At 52.8% G+C, this 16540-nt stretch carries 17 protein-coding genes; 13 read left to right on the forward strand and 4 right to left on the reverse strand.

Features of this window, described 5'->3' with window-relative positions; all coding sequences use genetic code 11:
• Nucleotides 1–71: 71 nt before the first annotated feature.
• Nucleotides 72–695: a fused MFS/spermidine synthase gene (locus tag KFE80_11955; protein UTW45070.1), complete on the forward strand. Its 624-nt coding sequence runs from the start codon at nt 72–74 to the stop codon at nt 693–695.
• Nucleotides 695–1576 (forward strand): fused MFS/spermidine synthase, encoded by an 882-nt coding sequence (locus KFE80_11960; protein UTW45071.1) that lies wholly within the window; start codon nt 695–697, stop codon nt 1574–1576. The genes KFE80_11955 and KFE80_11960 overlap by 1 nt, the downstream gene beginning before the upstream one ends.
• Before the next feature lie 57 nt (nt 1577–1633).
• Here KFE80_11960 and fabB read toward each other — a convergent pair whose 3' ends face one another.
• The gene (fabB, locus tag KFE80_11965; protein ID UTW45072.1) at nt 1634–2854 is read right to left on the reverse strand and encodes a beta-ketoacyl-ACP synthase I; all 1221 of its coding nucleotides are present in this window, start codon (nt 2852–2854) and stop codon (nt 1634–1636) included.
• Nucleotides 2855–3034: 180 nt separating this feature from the next.
• Between fabB and galU the strand changes: the two genes are divergently transcribed.
• Both galU and KFE80_11975 read left to right on the forward strand, forming a co-directional pair.
• Nucleotides 3035–3886, forward strand: coding sequence for a UTP--glucose-1-phosphate uridylyltransferase GalU (gene galU, locus KFE80_11970; protein UTW45073.1), 852 nt, complete (start codon nt 3035–3037; stop codon nt 3884–3886).
• Nucleotides 3887–3896: 10 nt separating this feature from the next.
• The gene (locus KFE80_11975; protein UTW46719.1) at nt 3897–5246 is read left to right on the forward strand and encodes a phosphomannomutase; all 1350 of its coding nucleotides are present in this window, start codon (nt 3897–3899) and stop codon (nt 5244–5246) included.
• 54 nt (nt 5247–5300) lie between these two features.
• Here the strand turns inward: KFE80_11975 and KFE80_11980 are convergent, their stop codons facing one another.
• Nucleotides 5301–6263 (reverse strand): polyprenyl synthetase family protein, encoded by a 963-nt coding sequence (locus KFE80_11980; protein ID UTW45074.1) that lies wholly within the window; start codon nt 6261–6263, stop codon nt 5301–5303.
• Between the two features lie 286 nt (nt 6264–6549).
• Between KFE80_11980 and rplU the strand changes: the two genes are divergently transcribed.
• The 3 genes from rplU to cgtA all read left to right on the forward strand — a co-directional run bounded on the left by rplU (nt 6550) and on the right by cgtA (nt 8441).
• Nucleotides 6550–6864: a 50S ribosomal protein L21 gene (gene rplU / locus KFE80_11985; GenBank protein ID UTW45075.1), complete on the forward strand. Its 315-nt coding sequence runs from the start codon at nt 6550–6552 to the stop codon at nt 6862–6864.
• A gap of 24 nt (nt 6865–6888) precedes the next feature.
• On the forward strand, nt 6889–7146 hold the full coding sequence (gene rpmA, locus KFE80_11990) for a 50S ribosomal protein L27 (GenBank protein ID UTW45076.1): 258 nt from the start codon (nt 6889–6891) through the stop codon (nt 7144–7146).
• Nucleotides 7147–7244: 98 nt separating this feature from the next.
• Nucleotides 7245–8441, forward strand: coding sequence for an Obg family GTPase CgtA (gene cgtA / locus KFE80_11995; GenBank protein UTW45077.1), 1197 nt, complete (start codon nt 7245–7247; stop codon nt 8439–8441).
• Nucleotides 8442–8457: 16 nt separating this feature from the next.
• Here cgtA and KFE80_12000 read toward each other — a convergent pair whose 3' ends face one another.
• Together KFE80_12000 and KFE80_12005 are read right to left on the reverse strand one after the other, a co-directional pair.
• A complete protein-coding gene (locus KFE80_12000) occupies nt 8458–9621 on the reverse strand; it encodes a trypsin-like peptidase domain-containing protein (GenBank protein UTW45078.1) in 1164 nt (387 codons plus the stop codon).
• A gap of 27 nt (nt 9622–9648) precedes the next feature.
• Complete coding sequence (locus tag KFE80_12005; protein UTW46720.1) at nt 9649–10164, reverse strand: YhcB family protein; 516 nt, start codon at nt 10162–10164, stop codon at nt 9649–9651.
• A 117-nt stretch (nt 10165–10281) separates the two neighbouring features.
• On the opposite strand from KFE80_12005, the gene KFE80_12010 reads away from it, so the two are divergent.
• From KFE80_12010 to KFE80_12035, 6 genes are all read left to right on the forward strand, one after another.
• Nucleotides 10282–11403: an AFG1 family ATPase gene (locus KFE80_12010; GenBank protein ID UTW45079.1), complete on the forward strand. Its 1122-nt coding sequence runs from the start codon at nt 10282–10284 to the stop codon at nt 11401–11403.
• Between the two features lie 401 nt (nt 11404–11804).
• Nucleotides 11805–12233: a 50S ribosomal protein L13 gene (gene rplM, locus KFE80_12015; protein ID UTW45080.1), complete on the forward strand. Its 429-nt coding sequence runs from the start codon at nt 11805–11807 to the stop codon at nt 12231–12233.
• 13 nt (nt 12234–12246) lie between these two features.
• Nucleotides 12247–12639: a 30S ribosomal protein S9 gene (gene rpsI / locus KFE80_12020; GenBank protein UTW45081.1), complete on the forward strand. Its 393-nt coding sequence runs from the start codon at nt 12247–12249 to the stop codon at nt 12637–12639.
• A 309-nt stretch (nt 12640–12948) separates the two neighbouring features.
• Nucleotides 12949–13539 (forward strand): ubiquinol-cytochrome c reductase iron-sulfur subunit, encoded by a 591-nt coding sequence (gene petA, locus KFE80_12025; GenBank protein UTW45082.1) that lies wholly within the window; start codon nt 12949–12951, stop codon nt 13537–13539.
• Nucleotides 13539–15794 carry a ubiquinol-cytochrome c reductase gene (locus tag KFE80_12030; GenBank protein ID UTW45083.1) on the forward strand — a complete coding sequence of 752 codons (2256 nt, stop codon included), beginning with the start codon at nt 13539–13541 and terminating at the stop codon, nt 15792–15794. The genes petA and KFE80_12030 overlap by 1 nt, the downstream gene beginning before the upstream one ends.
• 110 nt (nt 15795–15904) lie before the next feature.
• Nucleotides 15905–16537 carry a glutathione S-transferase N-terminal domain-containing protein gene (locus KFE80_12035; protein UTW45084.1) on the forward strand — a complete coding sequence of 211 codons (633 nt, stop codon included), beginning with the start codon at nt 15905–15907 and terminating at the stop codon, nt 16535–16537.
• Nucleotides 16538–16540: the final 3 nt, after the last annotated feature.

The raw sequence follows: 16540 nt of genomic DNA on the forward strand, positions 1-16540 counted from the left end.
ACATTGGAACAAGGTTTTCCAAAGGCTCCTTTCGGGGCCTTTTTTGTGGCTGCTAGAGAATCGAGGAGAGAATGTTGCGCACCGCGTTGTTACTGTTTATGTCCTTCGCCATGGGCTTTGCGATTATGTCCAGCGAGTTGCTGGGTGGCCGTATTTTGGCACCTAATTTTGGCTCCAGTATTTTTGTCTGGGGCAGCATTATTACGGTGTATATGTTGGCATTGTCTTTGGGCTATCTGTTGGGTGGGCAGTGGTCGTTGCGAGCCCCCAATTTTCGCAAGTTTGGTTTGCTGTTTCTGGTTGCCGGGCTGTCGCTGCTGCACATTGTGTTGTTCGATCAATGGGCCATGGAAACGGTATTCCTGCGGGTAGAAGACCCCAGGGGTGGCGCGCTGTTGGCGTCTCTGCTGCTGTTTTTTGGGCCTACGGTGATTATGGGGATTGCCGCTCCTTATGGCGTCAGGTTGTTGGTTGAAAGTCGGGAGAGCAGTGGCCGTGCTGCGGGCTTTCTCTATTTCGTGTCTACTCTAGGCAGCGCTTTGGGCACCATCATGACATCGTTCTACTTGGTGGTTTGGTTTGAGATCGATCAGATTATTTACTGTTGCACCGGTTTGTTGGTATTGCTTGGTGTGATTGCCTGTTTGATGCCTGACAACGCAAAAGATCATCACCTGACGGAAGGGGGCAATTAATGCGACTACTGGGTTTGTTGGTTCTGGTGTTGCTGAGTTCCGCTGCCAGTGGTGAGGTGGTGCACCGGGAAAAGTCACTCTATCGGGACTTGTATGTGGAGGAAAGTGGCGGTCAACGTTGCCTGAAATTTCGCACCCGCGGTAATCGTGAAAGCAGTCAGTCCTGTATTTTCCTCGAACGGCCGGATGTATTGGCACTCAGTTATACACGTATGTCGATGGCGGGATTGTTTATCAAGCCAAACCCCAAAAACATTCTGGTAGTTGGCTTGGGTGGTGGGGTGTTACCTCGAGCCCTGCGCTCGCTCTACCCGGACACAAATATTACTTCTGTTGAAATTGATTCGGCAGTGGTGGATGTGGCCAAGCGCTATTTTTATTTTCAGGAAGAAGCTGCCAACCAGGTTGCTACCCAGGATGCCAGGGTGTTCGTGAAACGGGCCAGGCTGAAAAAGGCACAGTACGATTACATCATCCTCGATGCCTTTAACGGTGATTACATCCCTGGCCATTTAATGACACTGGAGTTTTTTGAGGAACTGAAAAGCATCCTTGCTCCCCAAGGAGTGGTGATTGCCAACACCTTTAGTCGCAGTGATCTGGTGGACCATGAAGCGGCCACTTACCAAAAGGCGTTTGGCGAGTTTTACACAGTGTCCCAGCGTGATAGTGGCAATCGGATTATTTTGGCATCCAATGCTGAGCTGCCCAGCAAAACGGACATGCATCGCAATATGCTCGCTGTATCACCTCAAATTAGTGCCTTGGGGGTGGATGGTCGGAAACTGCTCAATGGCCTGGATCGTCGCCCTAAGTGGCGCCGCTCGGCGAAGGTACTAACCGACCAGTATTCGCCGGTGAATGTGTTGAATGGCAGGTAATGCCAGCTTGGCTGACATTACCTGGTTTTGAATGAGCTTGAAAAGCTGTTCAGCGGATTAGGATGAATACCGCTGCATCACCAGCGCCGCATTGGTGCCACCAAAGCCAAAGCTGTTCGACATCACCGTATTCAAACCTGCGTTGTCGATGCGTTCTGTCACGATAGGCAGCTCAGCGGCACGTTCATCCAGGTTGTCGACGTTGGCGGAGGCCGCGATAAAGTCGCCTTGCAGCATCAACAGACTGTAAATCGCTTCATGAACACCGGCCGCCCCCAGGGCGTGGCCAGTCAGTGACTTGGTAGAGCTGATTTTCGGCACTTGGCCGGAGCCAAAGGTATCAGTAATGGCCTGCAATTCCTGGGTATCACCCACGGGAGTGCTGGTGCCATGGGTGTTGATGTAGTCGATAGGGCCGTCGACGGTTTCCATGGCTTGCTGCATGCAGCGAATGGCCCCTTCTCCTGAGGGCGCTACCATATCGTAGCCATCGGAAGTGGCGCCGTAGCCAACAATTTCGGCAATGATGTTGGCGCCTCGCGCCAAGGCGTGTTCCAGCTCTTCCACCACCACACAGCCGCCGCCACAGGAAATGGTAAAACCGTCGCGGTCTGCGTCGTAGGCCCGTGAGGCTTTTTCGGGGTTGTCGTTGTATTTGGTGGTAAGGGCACCCATGGCATCGAACATGGAGGCCATCGTCCAGTGTTCTTCTTCACCGCCCCCGGCAAAAATTACATCCTGCTTGCCCAGCTGAATCTGCTCTACAGCTGCGCCTATGCAATGTGCACTGGTGGCGCAAGCAGAGGTAATGCTGTAGTTCACCCCTTTGATCTTAAAGGGGGTCGCCAAGCAGGCGGAAACCGTGTTGCCCATGATTTGGGTAACTCGATAGGGCCCCATACGCTTTACGCCTTTGGCACGCATGGTGTCTACAGCTTCGATGAACTTGTCCCCAGAGAAGCCGCCTGAAGCCATGATAATGCCGGTACGTGGATTGGAAACCTGGTCTTCATTGAGACCGGAGTTGTCGATGGCTTGTTGCATGGCCACATAGCCATAACCCGCGGGCTTGCCCATAAAGCGCATTACCTTGCGGTCGATATGCTCTTCGAGGTCGATATCCACATAGCCAGCTACGTGGCTGCGAAGGCCAAGTTCTTTATAGAGTTCTTTGTAGCGAATGCCGGATTTGCCTTCGCGAAGAGAGTTGGCAACAGTGTCGAGATCATTGCCGAGTGGGGAAACAATCCCCATTCCTGTGATAACAGCGCGCTTCATACGGTACCCCAATCCCCAAAAATGCCAAATTAAATCCAGATGGCATTGTACTTCATGGCTACAGCGTTGTTAACCGACCGATCACCCTCAATGGGTGTTGTTCGGTCTGTGCAATTGGCAGCGAAGCGGCGATAATAGCTTTCATTAAAACGTCTGCTTTGCCTATTAAAGGATTACATTATGATAAGAAAATGCCTGTTTCCGGTGGCTGGCTATGGCACTCGCTTCTTGCCAGCAACCAAATCAATGCCCAAAGAAATGCTGCCTATCGTTAATCGTCCCTTGGTGCAATATGGGGTAGAGGAGGCCATGGACGCAGGTCTCAATGAAATCGGCTTTGTTACAGGCCGTGGTAAGCGGGCTATTGAAGATCACTTCGATACCAATTATGAATTGGAGCACCAAATATCTGGTACATCGAAGGAAGAGTATCTGCACAGTATTCGCCATGTGATTGAAAACGGCAGCTTTTCCTTTACCCGTCAGCGGGAGATGAAAGGTCTCGGGCACGCCATTTTGACCGGTGAACGGCTGATTGGCTATGAGCCCTGCGGTGTTATTTTGGCGGATGACTTTTGTATTGGCGAAGGTGGAAAAGGGGTTATGGCTCAATTGGTGGAGATCTACCGGCGCACTGGCAAAAGTGTGGTCGCGATTGAGGAGGTGCCCGATGACGATGTTTCCAAGTTTGGTGTGATCGCCGGTGAGGAAATAGAGCCGGGGTTGTATCAGGTGAACGATATGGTGGAAAAGCCCGCCAAAGAAGATGCGCCCAGTAATATGGCGATTATTGGTCGCTATGTGCTGACCCCAGATATTTTCAATATTCTTCGTTATACCAAGCCAGGTAAAGGTGGGGAGATTCAGATCACCGATGCTCTACTGGAGCAGGCCCGGCGAGGAGATGTGTTGGCGTACAAATTTAAAGGTAAGCGTTTTGATTGTGGCAGTGTCGATGGTTATGTGGCAGCTACCAACTACGTGTACGAAAACTTTTATCGCAAAGATAAGGAGCAGGTAACGCATGTCTGACTGTAAGGATGTGGTCGAAATCAATTGTTTTAAGGCCTATGACGTTCGTGGGCGAGTGCCCGATGAGCTCAATGTTGATGTGGCGTATCGTATTGGCCGCGCCACTGCCCAATTTTTAGGTGCGCAGTGCATGGTGGTTGGTCACGATATTCGCCTCACCAGCCCAGAACTGTGCGATGCTTTGGTGCATGGCCTGCGGGAAGGTGGTGTTAACGTTACTCATATTGGCCAGTGCGGTACTGAGGAGATTTATTTTGCCACTTCCCATGGCGGCTTTGACGGCGGCATTGTAGTAACCGCGAGTCACAACCCCATGGATTACAACGGCATGAAGTTTGTGCGCGAGCAATCCAGACCTATCTCTGGGGACAATGGCCTGCTGGAGATCAAAGCGTTGGCGGAGAAGGGGGATTTCTCCCCTGTAGGTGATTTGGGCTCTTTGGAGCGAGTGGAAGATAAGTCCGCGTATATCGAGCACCTGCTGGGCTATGTTGACCGTCAACAGCTGAAGCCACTGAAATTAGTTGTTAATGCAGGCAATGGTGGTGCGGGCTCGGTGGTGGATTTGCTCGAGCCACACCTGCCATTTGGGTTTATTAAAGTCCACCATCAGCCGGATGGCCACTTTCCTAACGGGGTGCCGAATCCGCTTCTGGAAGAGAATCGCGCTGCCACCGCTGAAGTGGTGCGCCGCGAAAATGCAGATATGGGTATCGCCTGGGATGGCGATTTTGACCGTTGTTTTTTCTTTGATGAGCAGGGTGAGTTCGTTGAAGGATACTATTTAGTCGGCCTGCTGGCAGAGAGCTTTCTGAATAAGCACGGTAGTGGCTCGATCATTCATGACCCTCGTCTGACTTGGAATACCATTGATGTGGTGAACCGCTGCGGCGGCACTCCGGTGTTGACCAAGACGGGCCATGCTTTTATTAAACAGTGTATGCGTGATCACGATGCGCTCTATGGTGGAGAAATGAGTGCCCACCATTACTTCCGTGATTTTGCCTATTGCGACAGCGGTATGATCCCTTGGTTGTTGGTGGCGGAAATTGTTAGCCAAAGTGGCAAAACGCTGTCGCAACTGGTTGCAGAATGTCAGCAGGCTTACCCGGTCAGTGGTGAGATCAACAGCCGTATTAAAGACCCCAATGCGGTACTGGCGCGGCTGGCTGAGCAATATGGGGGTCAGGCTGTGGCGGAAGACCGCACTGACGGTCTGAGCCTGGATATGGGAGACTGGCGGTTTAATGTGCGCATGTCCAATACAGAACCGGTGGTGCGCTTAAATGTAGAGAGCCGCGCCAACCCTGAATTGATGCAGGAAAAAACCAAAGAGCTGCTGGCAATCATTAGGGCGTAGGCCTGTATTGTCAGAGTGGCGGGTTTCTGATCTCGAGACCCGCCACTCCAACGATTAATACGTTCTGGCTATTGAGAAGTCCGCCAAGTCCGCCAACGTAGTTTTCAACGGCGAATCCGGCAGTTGGCTGAGTTGAGCTTTAGCAGAGGCTACTTGTTGGTTGGCTTGCTCAAGGGTGTAGTTCAGCGCGCCGGTTTTCTTAACAATCTCCACCACCTGTTCCAGCTTTTCCACTTGTGCCTCTTTGATAGCAGTACGGATGGTTTCGGCTTGTTGTTCGTCACCCAGTCGCATGGCCGCCAGCAGTGGTAGAGTGGGTTTGCCTTCTGCAAGGTCGTCACCGACATTTTTGCCCAACTCTTCTGCGTTACCTTGATAGTCCAGGGCGTCGTCCACCAGTTGGAAAGCCAGGCCCAGGTGACGTCCATAGAGCTTTAACGCTTGCTGATGCTGGTCGTTGTCTGTGGCCAATACTGCTCCCGCGTGGGCCGCGGCTTCAAACAACTGGGCGGTTTTCTTGCCAATCACTTCAAAGTAGTTTGCTTCGCTGATATCCGGGTTGCCGGCGTTAATCAGCTGCTGCACTTCGCCTTCAGAGATGATGTTGGTGGTATCGGCCAGTATGGCCATAATGCGCATATCGCCAATAGCCACCAGCATCTGGAATGCCCGTGAATAGAGAAAGTCGCCAACTAGAACGCTGGGGGCATTGCCCCAGCGGGCGTTGGCAGTAGCGCGACCGCGGCGCATATCGGAAGTGTCCACCACGTCATCATGGAGCAGGGTGGCGGTGTGAATAAACTCGATAATCGCCGCCAGCTCTATGTGCTGCTTGCCCTGATCGCCACAAGCATTGGCTGCGAGTAGCACCAGTAGGGGGCGCAGGCGTTTGCCGCCAGCATCGACAATGTATTGACCAATATTTTCCACCAGCCCAACATCCGAATGCAGCTGGTTAATAATCAAGTCGTTGACCGCCAGAAAGTCCTCTTCAACAGCGTGATGGAAGGGCAGCATGGAAATGGGTGTTCCTTAAATAATTGGTACAGCGTGAGGGCTGGAATGCTAGGTGGCACTATAGGAGGTGTCAAGCGTCCCAAGGTGCTGTAATAGCGGTAAATGATAGCTGCAAATAACCTCAAATTTGCTCTTGCGGCTCAGGGGTGATTTCCGTACAATTGCCGCCCTCGAATCTGGGGCTCGGCTTTTAAGACGACTTTCTTGCTTACTTATGGGTAGTAAATAGGTAATAGACAAGAGCGTGAATTAAGCTGGCCCATATGCATAAAATCTGGAGCAGATTATGTACGCGGTTATCGCAAGCGGTGGTAAGCAACATCGCGTCCAGGAGGGTGAAACCCTTCGCCTGGAAAAATTGGAAGTGGCCACTGGTGAAAACATCGACTTCGACCAGGTGTTGATGGTTGCCGACGGCGAAAATATCAACATCGGTGCCCCTGTGGTAGACGGTGCTAAGGTGAGTGCAGAGGTTTTGGCTCACGGTCGTGGTGACAAAGTGAGCATTATTAAGTTCAAGCGTCGCAAGCACCACCGCAAGCAAATGGGCCACCGTCAGTGGTTCACCGAAGTGAAAATCACCGGCATCAGTGCTGGTTAATTTAAGGTTTTAGGAGACTGGATCATGGCTCACAAGAAAGCTGGTGGTAGTACTCGTAACGGACGGGATTCAGAAAGTAAACGCCTGGGTGTGAAGCGCTTTGGCGGCGAAGAAATCTCTGCGGGCAGCATCATTCTTCGTCAGCGTGGCACCAAGTTCCACGCTGGTGACAATGTTGGCATGGGTCGCGACCACACTTTGTTCGCAAAAGCCGATGGCAAAGTGCAGTTCACCACTCGTGGCGACAAGAATCGCAAGTATGTAGAAGTTGTGACTGCCTGATCAGGGCTTACACTTCTCTACTATAAAAAGCCCCTTTACGGGGCTTTTTTTGTGCCTTTGGCGTATGCTTATTATTCTATTTTACGGTTTGCAAGACGATGAAGTTTGTCGATGAAGCGCCCATTCGGGTTCAGGCGGGTAAAGGTGGCAATGGCTGCCTGAGTTTTCGCCGTGAAAAATTTATCCCTCGTGGTGGGCCAGATGGCGGTGACGGTGGCGATGGTGGCTCCGTATATCTGGAGGCGGATGAAAACCTCAACACGCTGGTGGACTACCGCTATACCCGTAGCTACAACGCAGAGAGTGGCAAACAGGGCAGTGGTGCTAACTGCACGGGTCGTAAAGGCGAAGACTTGGTGCTGAAGGTGCCGGTAGGCACCACCGCCATTGATGTGGATACCGAAGAAACCTTGGGGGATCTCACCGAGCCTGGGCAGCGTTTGATGGTGGCTCAAGGTGGCTGGCATGGCATTGGCAATGCCCGCTTTAAATCCAGCACCAATCGCGCGCCCAGGCAGACCACGCCGGGCAAGGAAGGAGAGGTTCGCAACCTCAAGCTGGAGTTGAAGGTGCTCGCGGATGTGGGCTTGCTGGGTTTGCCCAATGCCGGGAAATCCAGTTTTATCCGCGCGGTCTCTGCTGCTCGTCCCAAAGTGGCCAATTACCCATTTACGACTCTGGTCCCTAATTTAGGGGTGGTGGGTATGGATGGTCATCGCAGTTTTGTGGTGGCGGATGTACCTGGGCTGATCGGCGGTGCTTCGGAGGGGGCAGGCTTGGGGATTCGCTTCCTCAAACACCTGACTCGAACCCGTTTGCTGCTGCATATCGTCGATATGATGCCCTACGATGGCACTACGCCGGCGGAGAATGTGGCCACTATTGAGCAAGAACTTGCCGGCTTTAGCCCCACATTGGCAGAACGTGATCGCTGGTTGGTGCTTAACAAGATGGATCTGTTGCCTGAAGATGAGCGTGACACTCGTTGCCAGGAATTGCTGGATGCGCTGGACTGGCAAGGACCCGTGTTTTCGATCGCGGCGATCTCCCAGCAAGGCACTGGGGATCTGTGTCGCGATATTATGGACTACCTGTCCGAGTGCTGGGAGGCGGAGGCCGCCAACCCGGAACTTGCTGAGCAGGAGTCCCAGCGTCGCGAGCAGATGCAACAGGAGGCGCGGGAGCGCATTGAACAGTTGCGTGAAGCGCGGCGTCGCGGTCAAGTGGATCAGGATGATGACGATGACTGGGATGATGACGATTACGACATTGAGGTGGTTTACACCCAGGAGTGACGTTTCTGGGCTTCGTCTAACGCCGAATGGAGGGAGCCACTGTGGCAACGATGTCCAGGGTCAGCTCTTGTCCGCCACGCACAATTTCAAAGCTCAGTTTTTCTCCAGGGGCCAGGCCAAACATCAGTTGCGAAATGTACGCGCGGTCTGTGCGTCGCTGGCTGTTGATGCCAATGATAATGTCGCCAGACAATAATCCCGCGCTGCTGGCTGGGCCAATACCCACATCGGTCACCAAAAGCCCAGCTTTGTACTCAAATCCCAATAGCCCGAGTTGGCGACTGTTCAGTGTTTCAATGCCAATATTGCCTATAAACCCTCGCAGTACTTGGCCGTACTCGCGAATGTCGTGCAGTACTTTTAGAGCGGTATTGGTGGGTATGGCGAAACTGATACCGTAGCTGGGGTCGCCGCCTTCGCGGTTTTGCCCGTTGCTGATGCGATTACCCTGGTTGTCTACGGCGGCACCGCTGAGGGTGGCGTTATTGATGCCCAGTAGCCTGCCGTAGGCATCCACCAGAGCACCGCCGGAATTGCCCGGGTTAATGGCGGCATCTGTTTGAATGCTCTCGCGATATTGATTGTTGCCAAATTCCTTTTGGCCGATAGCGCTGATAATGCCCTGGGTGACCGTTTGTCCAACGCCGTGAGGGTTGCCAATGGCGAGCACTACTTGCCCCACCTCTGCACCCATCGAATCAACCGTTTCTACGGGAGTCAGATTTTCCAGGTCGATTTTGAGTACGGTTAAATCCGTGAACTTGTCAGAGCCCACTACCTCGGCAACCGCAGTACGGCCATCTTGAAGTTGAACGCTGATCTCGCTGGCACCGGCCACCACATGGAGGTTGGTCAGAATATGGCCGTCATTGCTGAGGATAACCCCTGAGCCGAGGCCAATGGCCTCGCGGGTGCGCGGTGTTACCGCATTGGTCAATTGGCGCAACACCGGGTCATCGAGAAGTGGGTGGCGGGAGCGTTGGATGACTTGTCGTCGGCTATAAATATTGACCACGGAGGGAGCGGCACGGCGCACTGCGTCGGCGTAAGAAACTGGCCCATTCAGACCTATTGGGTGTTCTGCATCTGGCTTCAGTGCCTGAAAAATCAGAATAACCCCGGCAGCGGCAATGCCGGCGGCCACAGGCCAACCGAGAAAGTTGAGCAGGCGGGATTTCATGGCGGCTGAACCCGGGCCTGTTGCGGATTAAACCGCTTTCAGGGTTGGGTCGTCCTCGCTGTCGTCTTCATCATTGGCCACCTGGTGGCCTGGACGAGCTTCAATGCCATAATCTTCTTTGAGGCCGTATTCTTCACTGAGTACACCGCCTGGTGCCTTGGGGGCGTAATCTTTGGGGGGCTCAGGGGGTACTTCTGAAATCGCATCATCGCTGCTGTTGTCGGTGAGCTTGCCAGTGCCGGCGTTAACCAGTTGGCGACTGATGTCCGGGTTGGCCAGGTGCATGGCGCTGCTGGCCATATGCTCGTGCACGGCCTTATAGCTTTGGGTCAGGTTGTTGATCAGCCCGGAAGTTTGAATAAAATGCTCGGTCACTTCCTCTTGGTAATCCTTGAGGCTGTTTTCAGCTTGCTGGAGTTTGCTTTCCAGGTCGCGCACCTTTTGCTGCTCTGGGCTGGTCATGCGTGACAGCAGTAATCCAATAGCAGCGCCTACCAATAGGCAGATTAAGGCGGTTATAACAATCGTGGTACTCAAGGGTATACTCCTGCGTCTGGAAGCTCCGGTGCAATTAACTGGCTGTTTGCCAACTCATAGAGTGTGTCGGATCGGCCTAATCGAATCAATGTTTTTTTGTCTCTTGAAGGGGAGATGCCGTTCATGAATCCAACCCCTATGGAGCGTTATCAGAATGACCTGAAGCGCCCCGGGTTTACCCGTGATCCCGCTCAGCAGCTGGCGGTGGAAAAGCTACAAGACCTCTACGAGCGCCTGGTGGACGAGTGGCGTTCAGAGGAGGGCCGTGGCCGTTTGGCGCGGCTGGTGTCTGGACTGCCTCGGCGCAATGGGGCGATAAAGGTGCAGCGAGGGCTCTACTTTTGGGGTGGGGTGGGCCGCGGAAAAACCTATTTGATGGACAACTTTTATGAAAGTTTGCCCTTTAAGTCAAAGATGCGCTCTCACTTCCATCGGTTTATGCGCTTGGTGCATCAAGAGTTAAAGCAACTGGATGGTGTCAAGAATCCACTGGAAAAGGTGGCTGATCGCATTGCCAGTGAGGCCCGGGTGCTCTGTTTCGATGAGTTTTTCGTCTCTGACATCACCGATGCCATGATACTTGGCACATTGTTAGAGCTGCTGTTCAAACGCGGTGTTGCTCTGGTTGCTACGTCCAATATTGTGCCAGACGGTCTGTATGAAAACGGCTTGCAGCGGGCGCGCTTTCTGCCTGCTATTAAATTGCTGAATGAGCACACTGAGGTGGTGAATGTCGATGGTGGTGTGGATTACCGCCTGCGGGCCCTGACCCGTGCCGAACTCTATCATTCGCCCCTGGATGAAGGAGCAGAAGTTGCGCTTAAGTCCGCGTTTACCGATTTGGTGCCGGCTATAGAAGAAGTGTGCGAAGCCGAACCACTTGAGGTGGAGGGCCGAAATATAGCCACCCGCTTTATTGCCGAAGATGTGGTTTGGTTTGATTTTTTAGCGATCTGCGACGGCCCCCGCAGCCAGAACGACTATATTGAGATAGCTCGCGAGTTTCACGCGGTATTGGTGGGGGATGTGCCGCAAATGGGCCGTGAAAATGACGACCAAGCACGCCGTTTCATTAATATGGTGGATGAATTCTACGACCGCAACGTCAAGTTGGTGATGTCGGCGGCAGTGCCACTGGAAGATATCTATGCCGGTGGCAATCTGGATTTTGTGTTTCAGCGCACCCGCTCCAGGCTATTGGAAATGCAATCCCACGAGTATTTGGCCAGGGCTCATAGACCATAATTGGTGGCAGGCATAAATCCGGTATGACTTGTTGTCACACGCTGTAAATACCTCCCTGTAAGCTCGTCGCCAGCATCCCTGCTGGCGGCGGTCACAACAAGTCACACCAGATTCATGCGCAAGGCCGTGGCTGGACTGAGTGTGATTTGAAGCTCAGTGGCTGGTAGCGCTTTTTCAGGCCTTTGGCCGCAGGGATAGCGTCCAAGGAGTGTGCAGGGAAGTATTTACAGCGTGTCTGGAAAAGCGCTACAAGCTACTGACCGCCACTGCGATCATTTCCACTTAAAAAACACTTCGAAACCAGTTGAAATGCCCCTCTCACTTAGGTAGTATTCGCGCTCTTTTTTGGGACGAGCCCCGAACTCAAACCCCAAAGGCTGAACGCCAATAGGCAGGAAACAATGAAAACTTTTAGTGCCAAACCTGAATCTGTGCAGCGCGACTGGTATCTGGTTGACGCCACAGACAAGACTCTCGGTCGCTTGGCTGCCGAGATCGCTACCCGTCTGCGCGGTAAACACAAGCCGGAGTACACTCCGCACGTGGATACCGGCGACTATATTGTTGTTACCAATGTGGAAAAGATCCGCGTGACTGGCAACAAAGCGAAAGACAAAATTTATCACAGCCATACCGGCTACCCCGGTGGCTTGAAGTCCATCAGCTTTGAAAAATTGATCGACAAAGCTCCTGAGCGCACTCTGCAAAATGCCGTTAAAGGCATGCTGCCCAAGGGTCCTCTGGGTCGCGCGATGTTCAAAAAGCTGAAAATCTATGCTGGCAGTGAGCACCCGCACGCCGCTCAGCAGCCACAAGAACTGAATATCTAACGGACGATTTATTATGGCAGACAACCAATTTTACGGTACCGGTCGTCGCAAAACCTCCTCTGCTCGTGTTTTCATCAGCAAAGGTAGCGGCACCATCACCATTAACAATCGCACTATCGACCAGTACTTTGGCCGTGAAGTGGCGCGTATGATCGTTCGCCAACCGCTGGAAACAGTGGAAATGGTGGATCAGTTCGATTTGAAAATTACCGTCAAAGGCGGTGGCAGCTTTGGTCAGGCGGGCGCAATTCGCCACGGCCTGTCTCGCGCTCTGCTGCAATACGACGAAAACCTGCGTGGCCCACTGCGTGCCGCTGGCTTCTTGACTCGCGATGCTCGTGAAGTTGAGCGTAAGAAAGTCGGCCTGCACAAAGCCCGTAAGCGTCCGCAGTTCTCCAAGCGTTAATTGCACGCTGCGATGCAGACTCAAAAAGCCCAGGTATCGCCTGGGCTTTTTGGTTTTTTATGGGTGGATTTTACATTCGATTCGAAGTGTCCAGCTTTCGTCTAGCCAAGCCAAGCGGGTGAATAATTTTTTCACCTGACTTTCATCAATTAAATCAATTAATTACCCCTACCACTCCAAGGGCTATATTGCTAAAAATAGCACTTTTCTTTACTATTGCCCGCTATTTGCTCGGCCCTGTTGGGTTTGCGCAATTAAGACTCTCTCGCTGGTACCAAACTGAGTAATAACATATTAAGGGGAAGCGTCATGAGCGATGACGGTGTCAATCACGACAGACGTCGTTTTTTGATAGGGGGCGCCTGTGTAACAGGTGCTGTTGGTGCTGGTTTTGCCGCCGTGCCATTTGTGGGTTCTTGGGCTCCCAGTGCGAAAGCAAAAGCTGCTGGTGCGCCGGTTAAGGCCAACATTGGCAAGCTTGAGCCCGGTCAGATGATGACCGTGGAATGGCGAGGCAAACCGGTGTATGTGGTGCGTCGTACCGAAGCGGTACTGGAATCGCTGCAAAAAACCAAGGATCGTGTTCGCGACCCCAACTCTGAGCAGTCCAAGCAGCCTGCTTATGTAGACCCCTTTAATCGTTCTATCAAACCCGAGTTTTTGGTGCTGGTTGGCCTTTGTACCCACTTGGGTTGTGCGCCTCAGTTTCAACCTCAGGTTGGGCCGATGCCATTTAACGCAGATTGGCAAGGTGGCTTCTTCTGCCCTTGCCACGGTTCCCAGTTTGATTTGGCGGGTCGCGTCTTCCAAGGCGTTCCAGCCCCTATCAACCTGGAAGTCCCCCCGCATCGCTTTGAGGGTGACATTCTCGTAGTTGGCGAAGATCAGGAGGCCGCATAATGAGTAAACTGGCCCAATTTGGCGAGTGGATTGATTCCCGTATGCCAATGCTCCAGGTGGAGTGGAACAAGCATATGGCGCAGTACTACGCGCCCAAGAACTTCAACTTCTGGTACTTCTTTGGGGTTCTCTCCCTGCTGGTACTGGTGAATCAGATCCTGACCGGCATCTGGCTGACCATGCAGTACTCGCCAACCGCCGAAGATGCATTTGCCTCTGTGGAATACATCATGCGTGATGTGGACTGGGGCTGGCTGATTCGCTACATGCACTCCACCGGTGCTTCGATGTTCTTTGTGGTGGTGTACCTGCATATGTTCCGCGGCTTGATCTATGGCTCTTATAAGGCGCCTCGCGAGCTGGTGTGGATATTCGGTATGGCTATCTATCTGGTGCTGATGGCTGAAGCTATTATGGGTTACGTTCTGCCTTGGGGGCAAATGTCCTACTGGGGTGCCCAGGTAATTGTGTCCCTGTTTGGTGCGATACCCCATGTTGGCGAGGGCCTGGTGGAATGGGTACGTGGTGACTTCCTGATTTCCGGTGCCACTCTCAACCGCTTCTTTGCCCTGCACGTGGTCGCTCTGCCGCTGGTTCTGTTGGGCTTGGTGGTGATGCACATCTTTGCTCTGCACGAAGTGGGTTCCAACAACCCGGATGGTGTTGAGATCAAGAAGAACAAAGACGAAAACGGCAAGCCGTTGGATGGCATTCCATTCCACCCTTATTTCACGGTGCACGATCTGGTGCCGGTGGTGGTGTTCTTCTTTGTGTTTGCGTTTATTTGCTTCTTTGCCCCGGAAATGGGGGGGTTCTTCTTGGAGTACGCAAACTTTGAAGAGGCAAATGCCCTGAAGACCCCTGAGCACATTGCTCCGGTTTGGTACTTCACACCGTTCTACTCCATGCTGCGCGCAGTGCCTGATAAGCTCGGTGGTTTTATCTGCATGGGTGCCGGTGTAGCGGTTCTGTTTGTATTGCCATGGTTGGATAAGAGCAAGGCAAGGTCGTTCCGTTATAAAGGCAAGATCCCCGGCTTGATGATTCTGCTGTTTGCCGCCAACTTCATTATTCTCGGCTACTTGGGTGTAAAAGCGCCTACCGCTGGCCGTAACCTGTTGGCCCAGCTGACTACCGTTCTCTACTTCGCCTTCTTCTTCCTGATGCCCATGTGGACCAATAAGGATGTTGGTGGGCGAGTACTGCGACTGGTGTTGTTCTGGGGTACAGCAGCGTTCTTCTTTGCGTTGTCGGCCACTGGTCTTGGTGCTGAAGACTCCGGTATTTCTGTGGGCCTGAGATTGTATGGCTTTGCTTTGGGCGCTTTCTTTGCCTTGCTGCCATGGCTGCTGGACAAAGATGTGCTTAAGCCTGAACCTGCTCGCGTTACTATGGACGGCGGTATGGGCTTCTGGCGCTCCATGCTGGCGCTGATTGTAATGCTGATTCTGGTGATTCTGCCGCTGAAAGCCTCCGGGGCTGCTGGTGGTAAAGCCTGTGGCACTATTGATTGCGACCCATTTGTGAACCCGGCGGTGGCCGAAGCCACGGGAAAGTTCACAAAGGGTGACCTGAAGCGCCTGGAGCAGGAATCTCGCCAGCGCGGTGTGCAGCTGTTTGCCAACTACTGCATGGGCTGTCACTCCGCTAAGTACTCCCGTTACGAGCGTGTCGCCGACGACCTGGATATGCCACACAATGTTGTATTGGATAACCTGGTATTTCACGATGGCAAAATCGGCGACTTGATGGAAATTTCCATGCCGCCGCGCAAAGCCAAGGCTTGGTTCGGTGCGACTCCGCCAGACCTGACACTGGTTGCTCGTGCTCGCAATCCCGAGTGGTTGTACACTTACCTGCGTCATTTCTACAAAGACGACAATCGTCCTCTTGGAGTGAACAACAAGGTATTTAAAGACGTGGGTATGCCCCATGTTCTGATGGAACTTCAAGGTCTTCAAGAGTGCGCGCCAGGGCCGTCGCTGGACGATCACGGCCATGTGAAAACAGACCCGCTCACTGGCGAGCCGCTGAAGGATAACCCGTGTGGCGACTACAAAATCACCGAAAAAGGCACCATGACTCAAGGCGAGTTCGACCAGGCGATGTATGACTTGGTTAACTTTTTGAAATACGTTGCCGAGCCCATTGCCGAGAAGCGTGAAAGTATTGGTGTTTACGTACTGCTGTTTTTGTCGTTCCTGTTTATCTGGGTGTGGCTGTTGAACCGCGAGTACTGGAAAGACATCCATTAATTGCTGATGAATTACCGGCCGCTCCACTTGGGGCGGCTTTTGTTGTTTTTGTGGGGTGCTTTTGCCCACAAGTGTTGACTGAAAAACTTGACTGAAAAAAGGGGTTCCCCATGGGGGTTGTCGCTAAGCGATCTTCAATGACATTTTTTTCCGACCCGCAATGTCATTACTGTCACCGGGTGCGTATTGTTCTCGCCGAAAAGGGTGTCACTGTTGATATAGAAACTGTAGACCCAGCCAACCCGCCAGAAGAACTGGCGGAAGTAAGCCCCTACAACTCAGTGCCAACCTTGGTGGATCGCGACTTGGCGTTGTACGAATCCAAGGTGATGATGGAATATCTGGACGAACGTTTTCCTCACCCACCACTATTGCCTGCATACCCCGTTGCCCGGGCTCTCAACCGGCAGTTTATGTATCGCATTGAGCGTGATTGGTGTGAGCTGGTGGACGTAATTACCTCAAAAGGTTCCAGCAAAGAAGCCGATGTGGCCCGCAAGCAGCTGCGTGATGAACTGGTGTCCATTGCGCCAATCTTTGCGGAAACCCCGTATTTTATGAGTGAAGAGTTTTCACTGGTGGACTGCTGTCTGGCGCCTATCTTGTGGCGTTTGAACTGGTTGGGTATCGCACTGCCTAACACCAAGCAAGTGAAACCACTGCACGCTTATATGCAGCGTATTTTTGAGCGTCCATCAGTACTGCAGAGCCTGTCCGAAATTGAGCGGGAAATGCGCCCCTGAGTG

The organism is bacterium SCSIO 12696 (assembly GCA_024397955.1).
Lineage (GTDB): Bacteria > Pseudomonadota > Gammaproteobacteria > Pseudomonadales > Porticoccaceae > SCSIO-12696.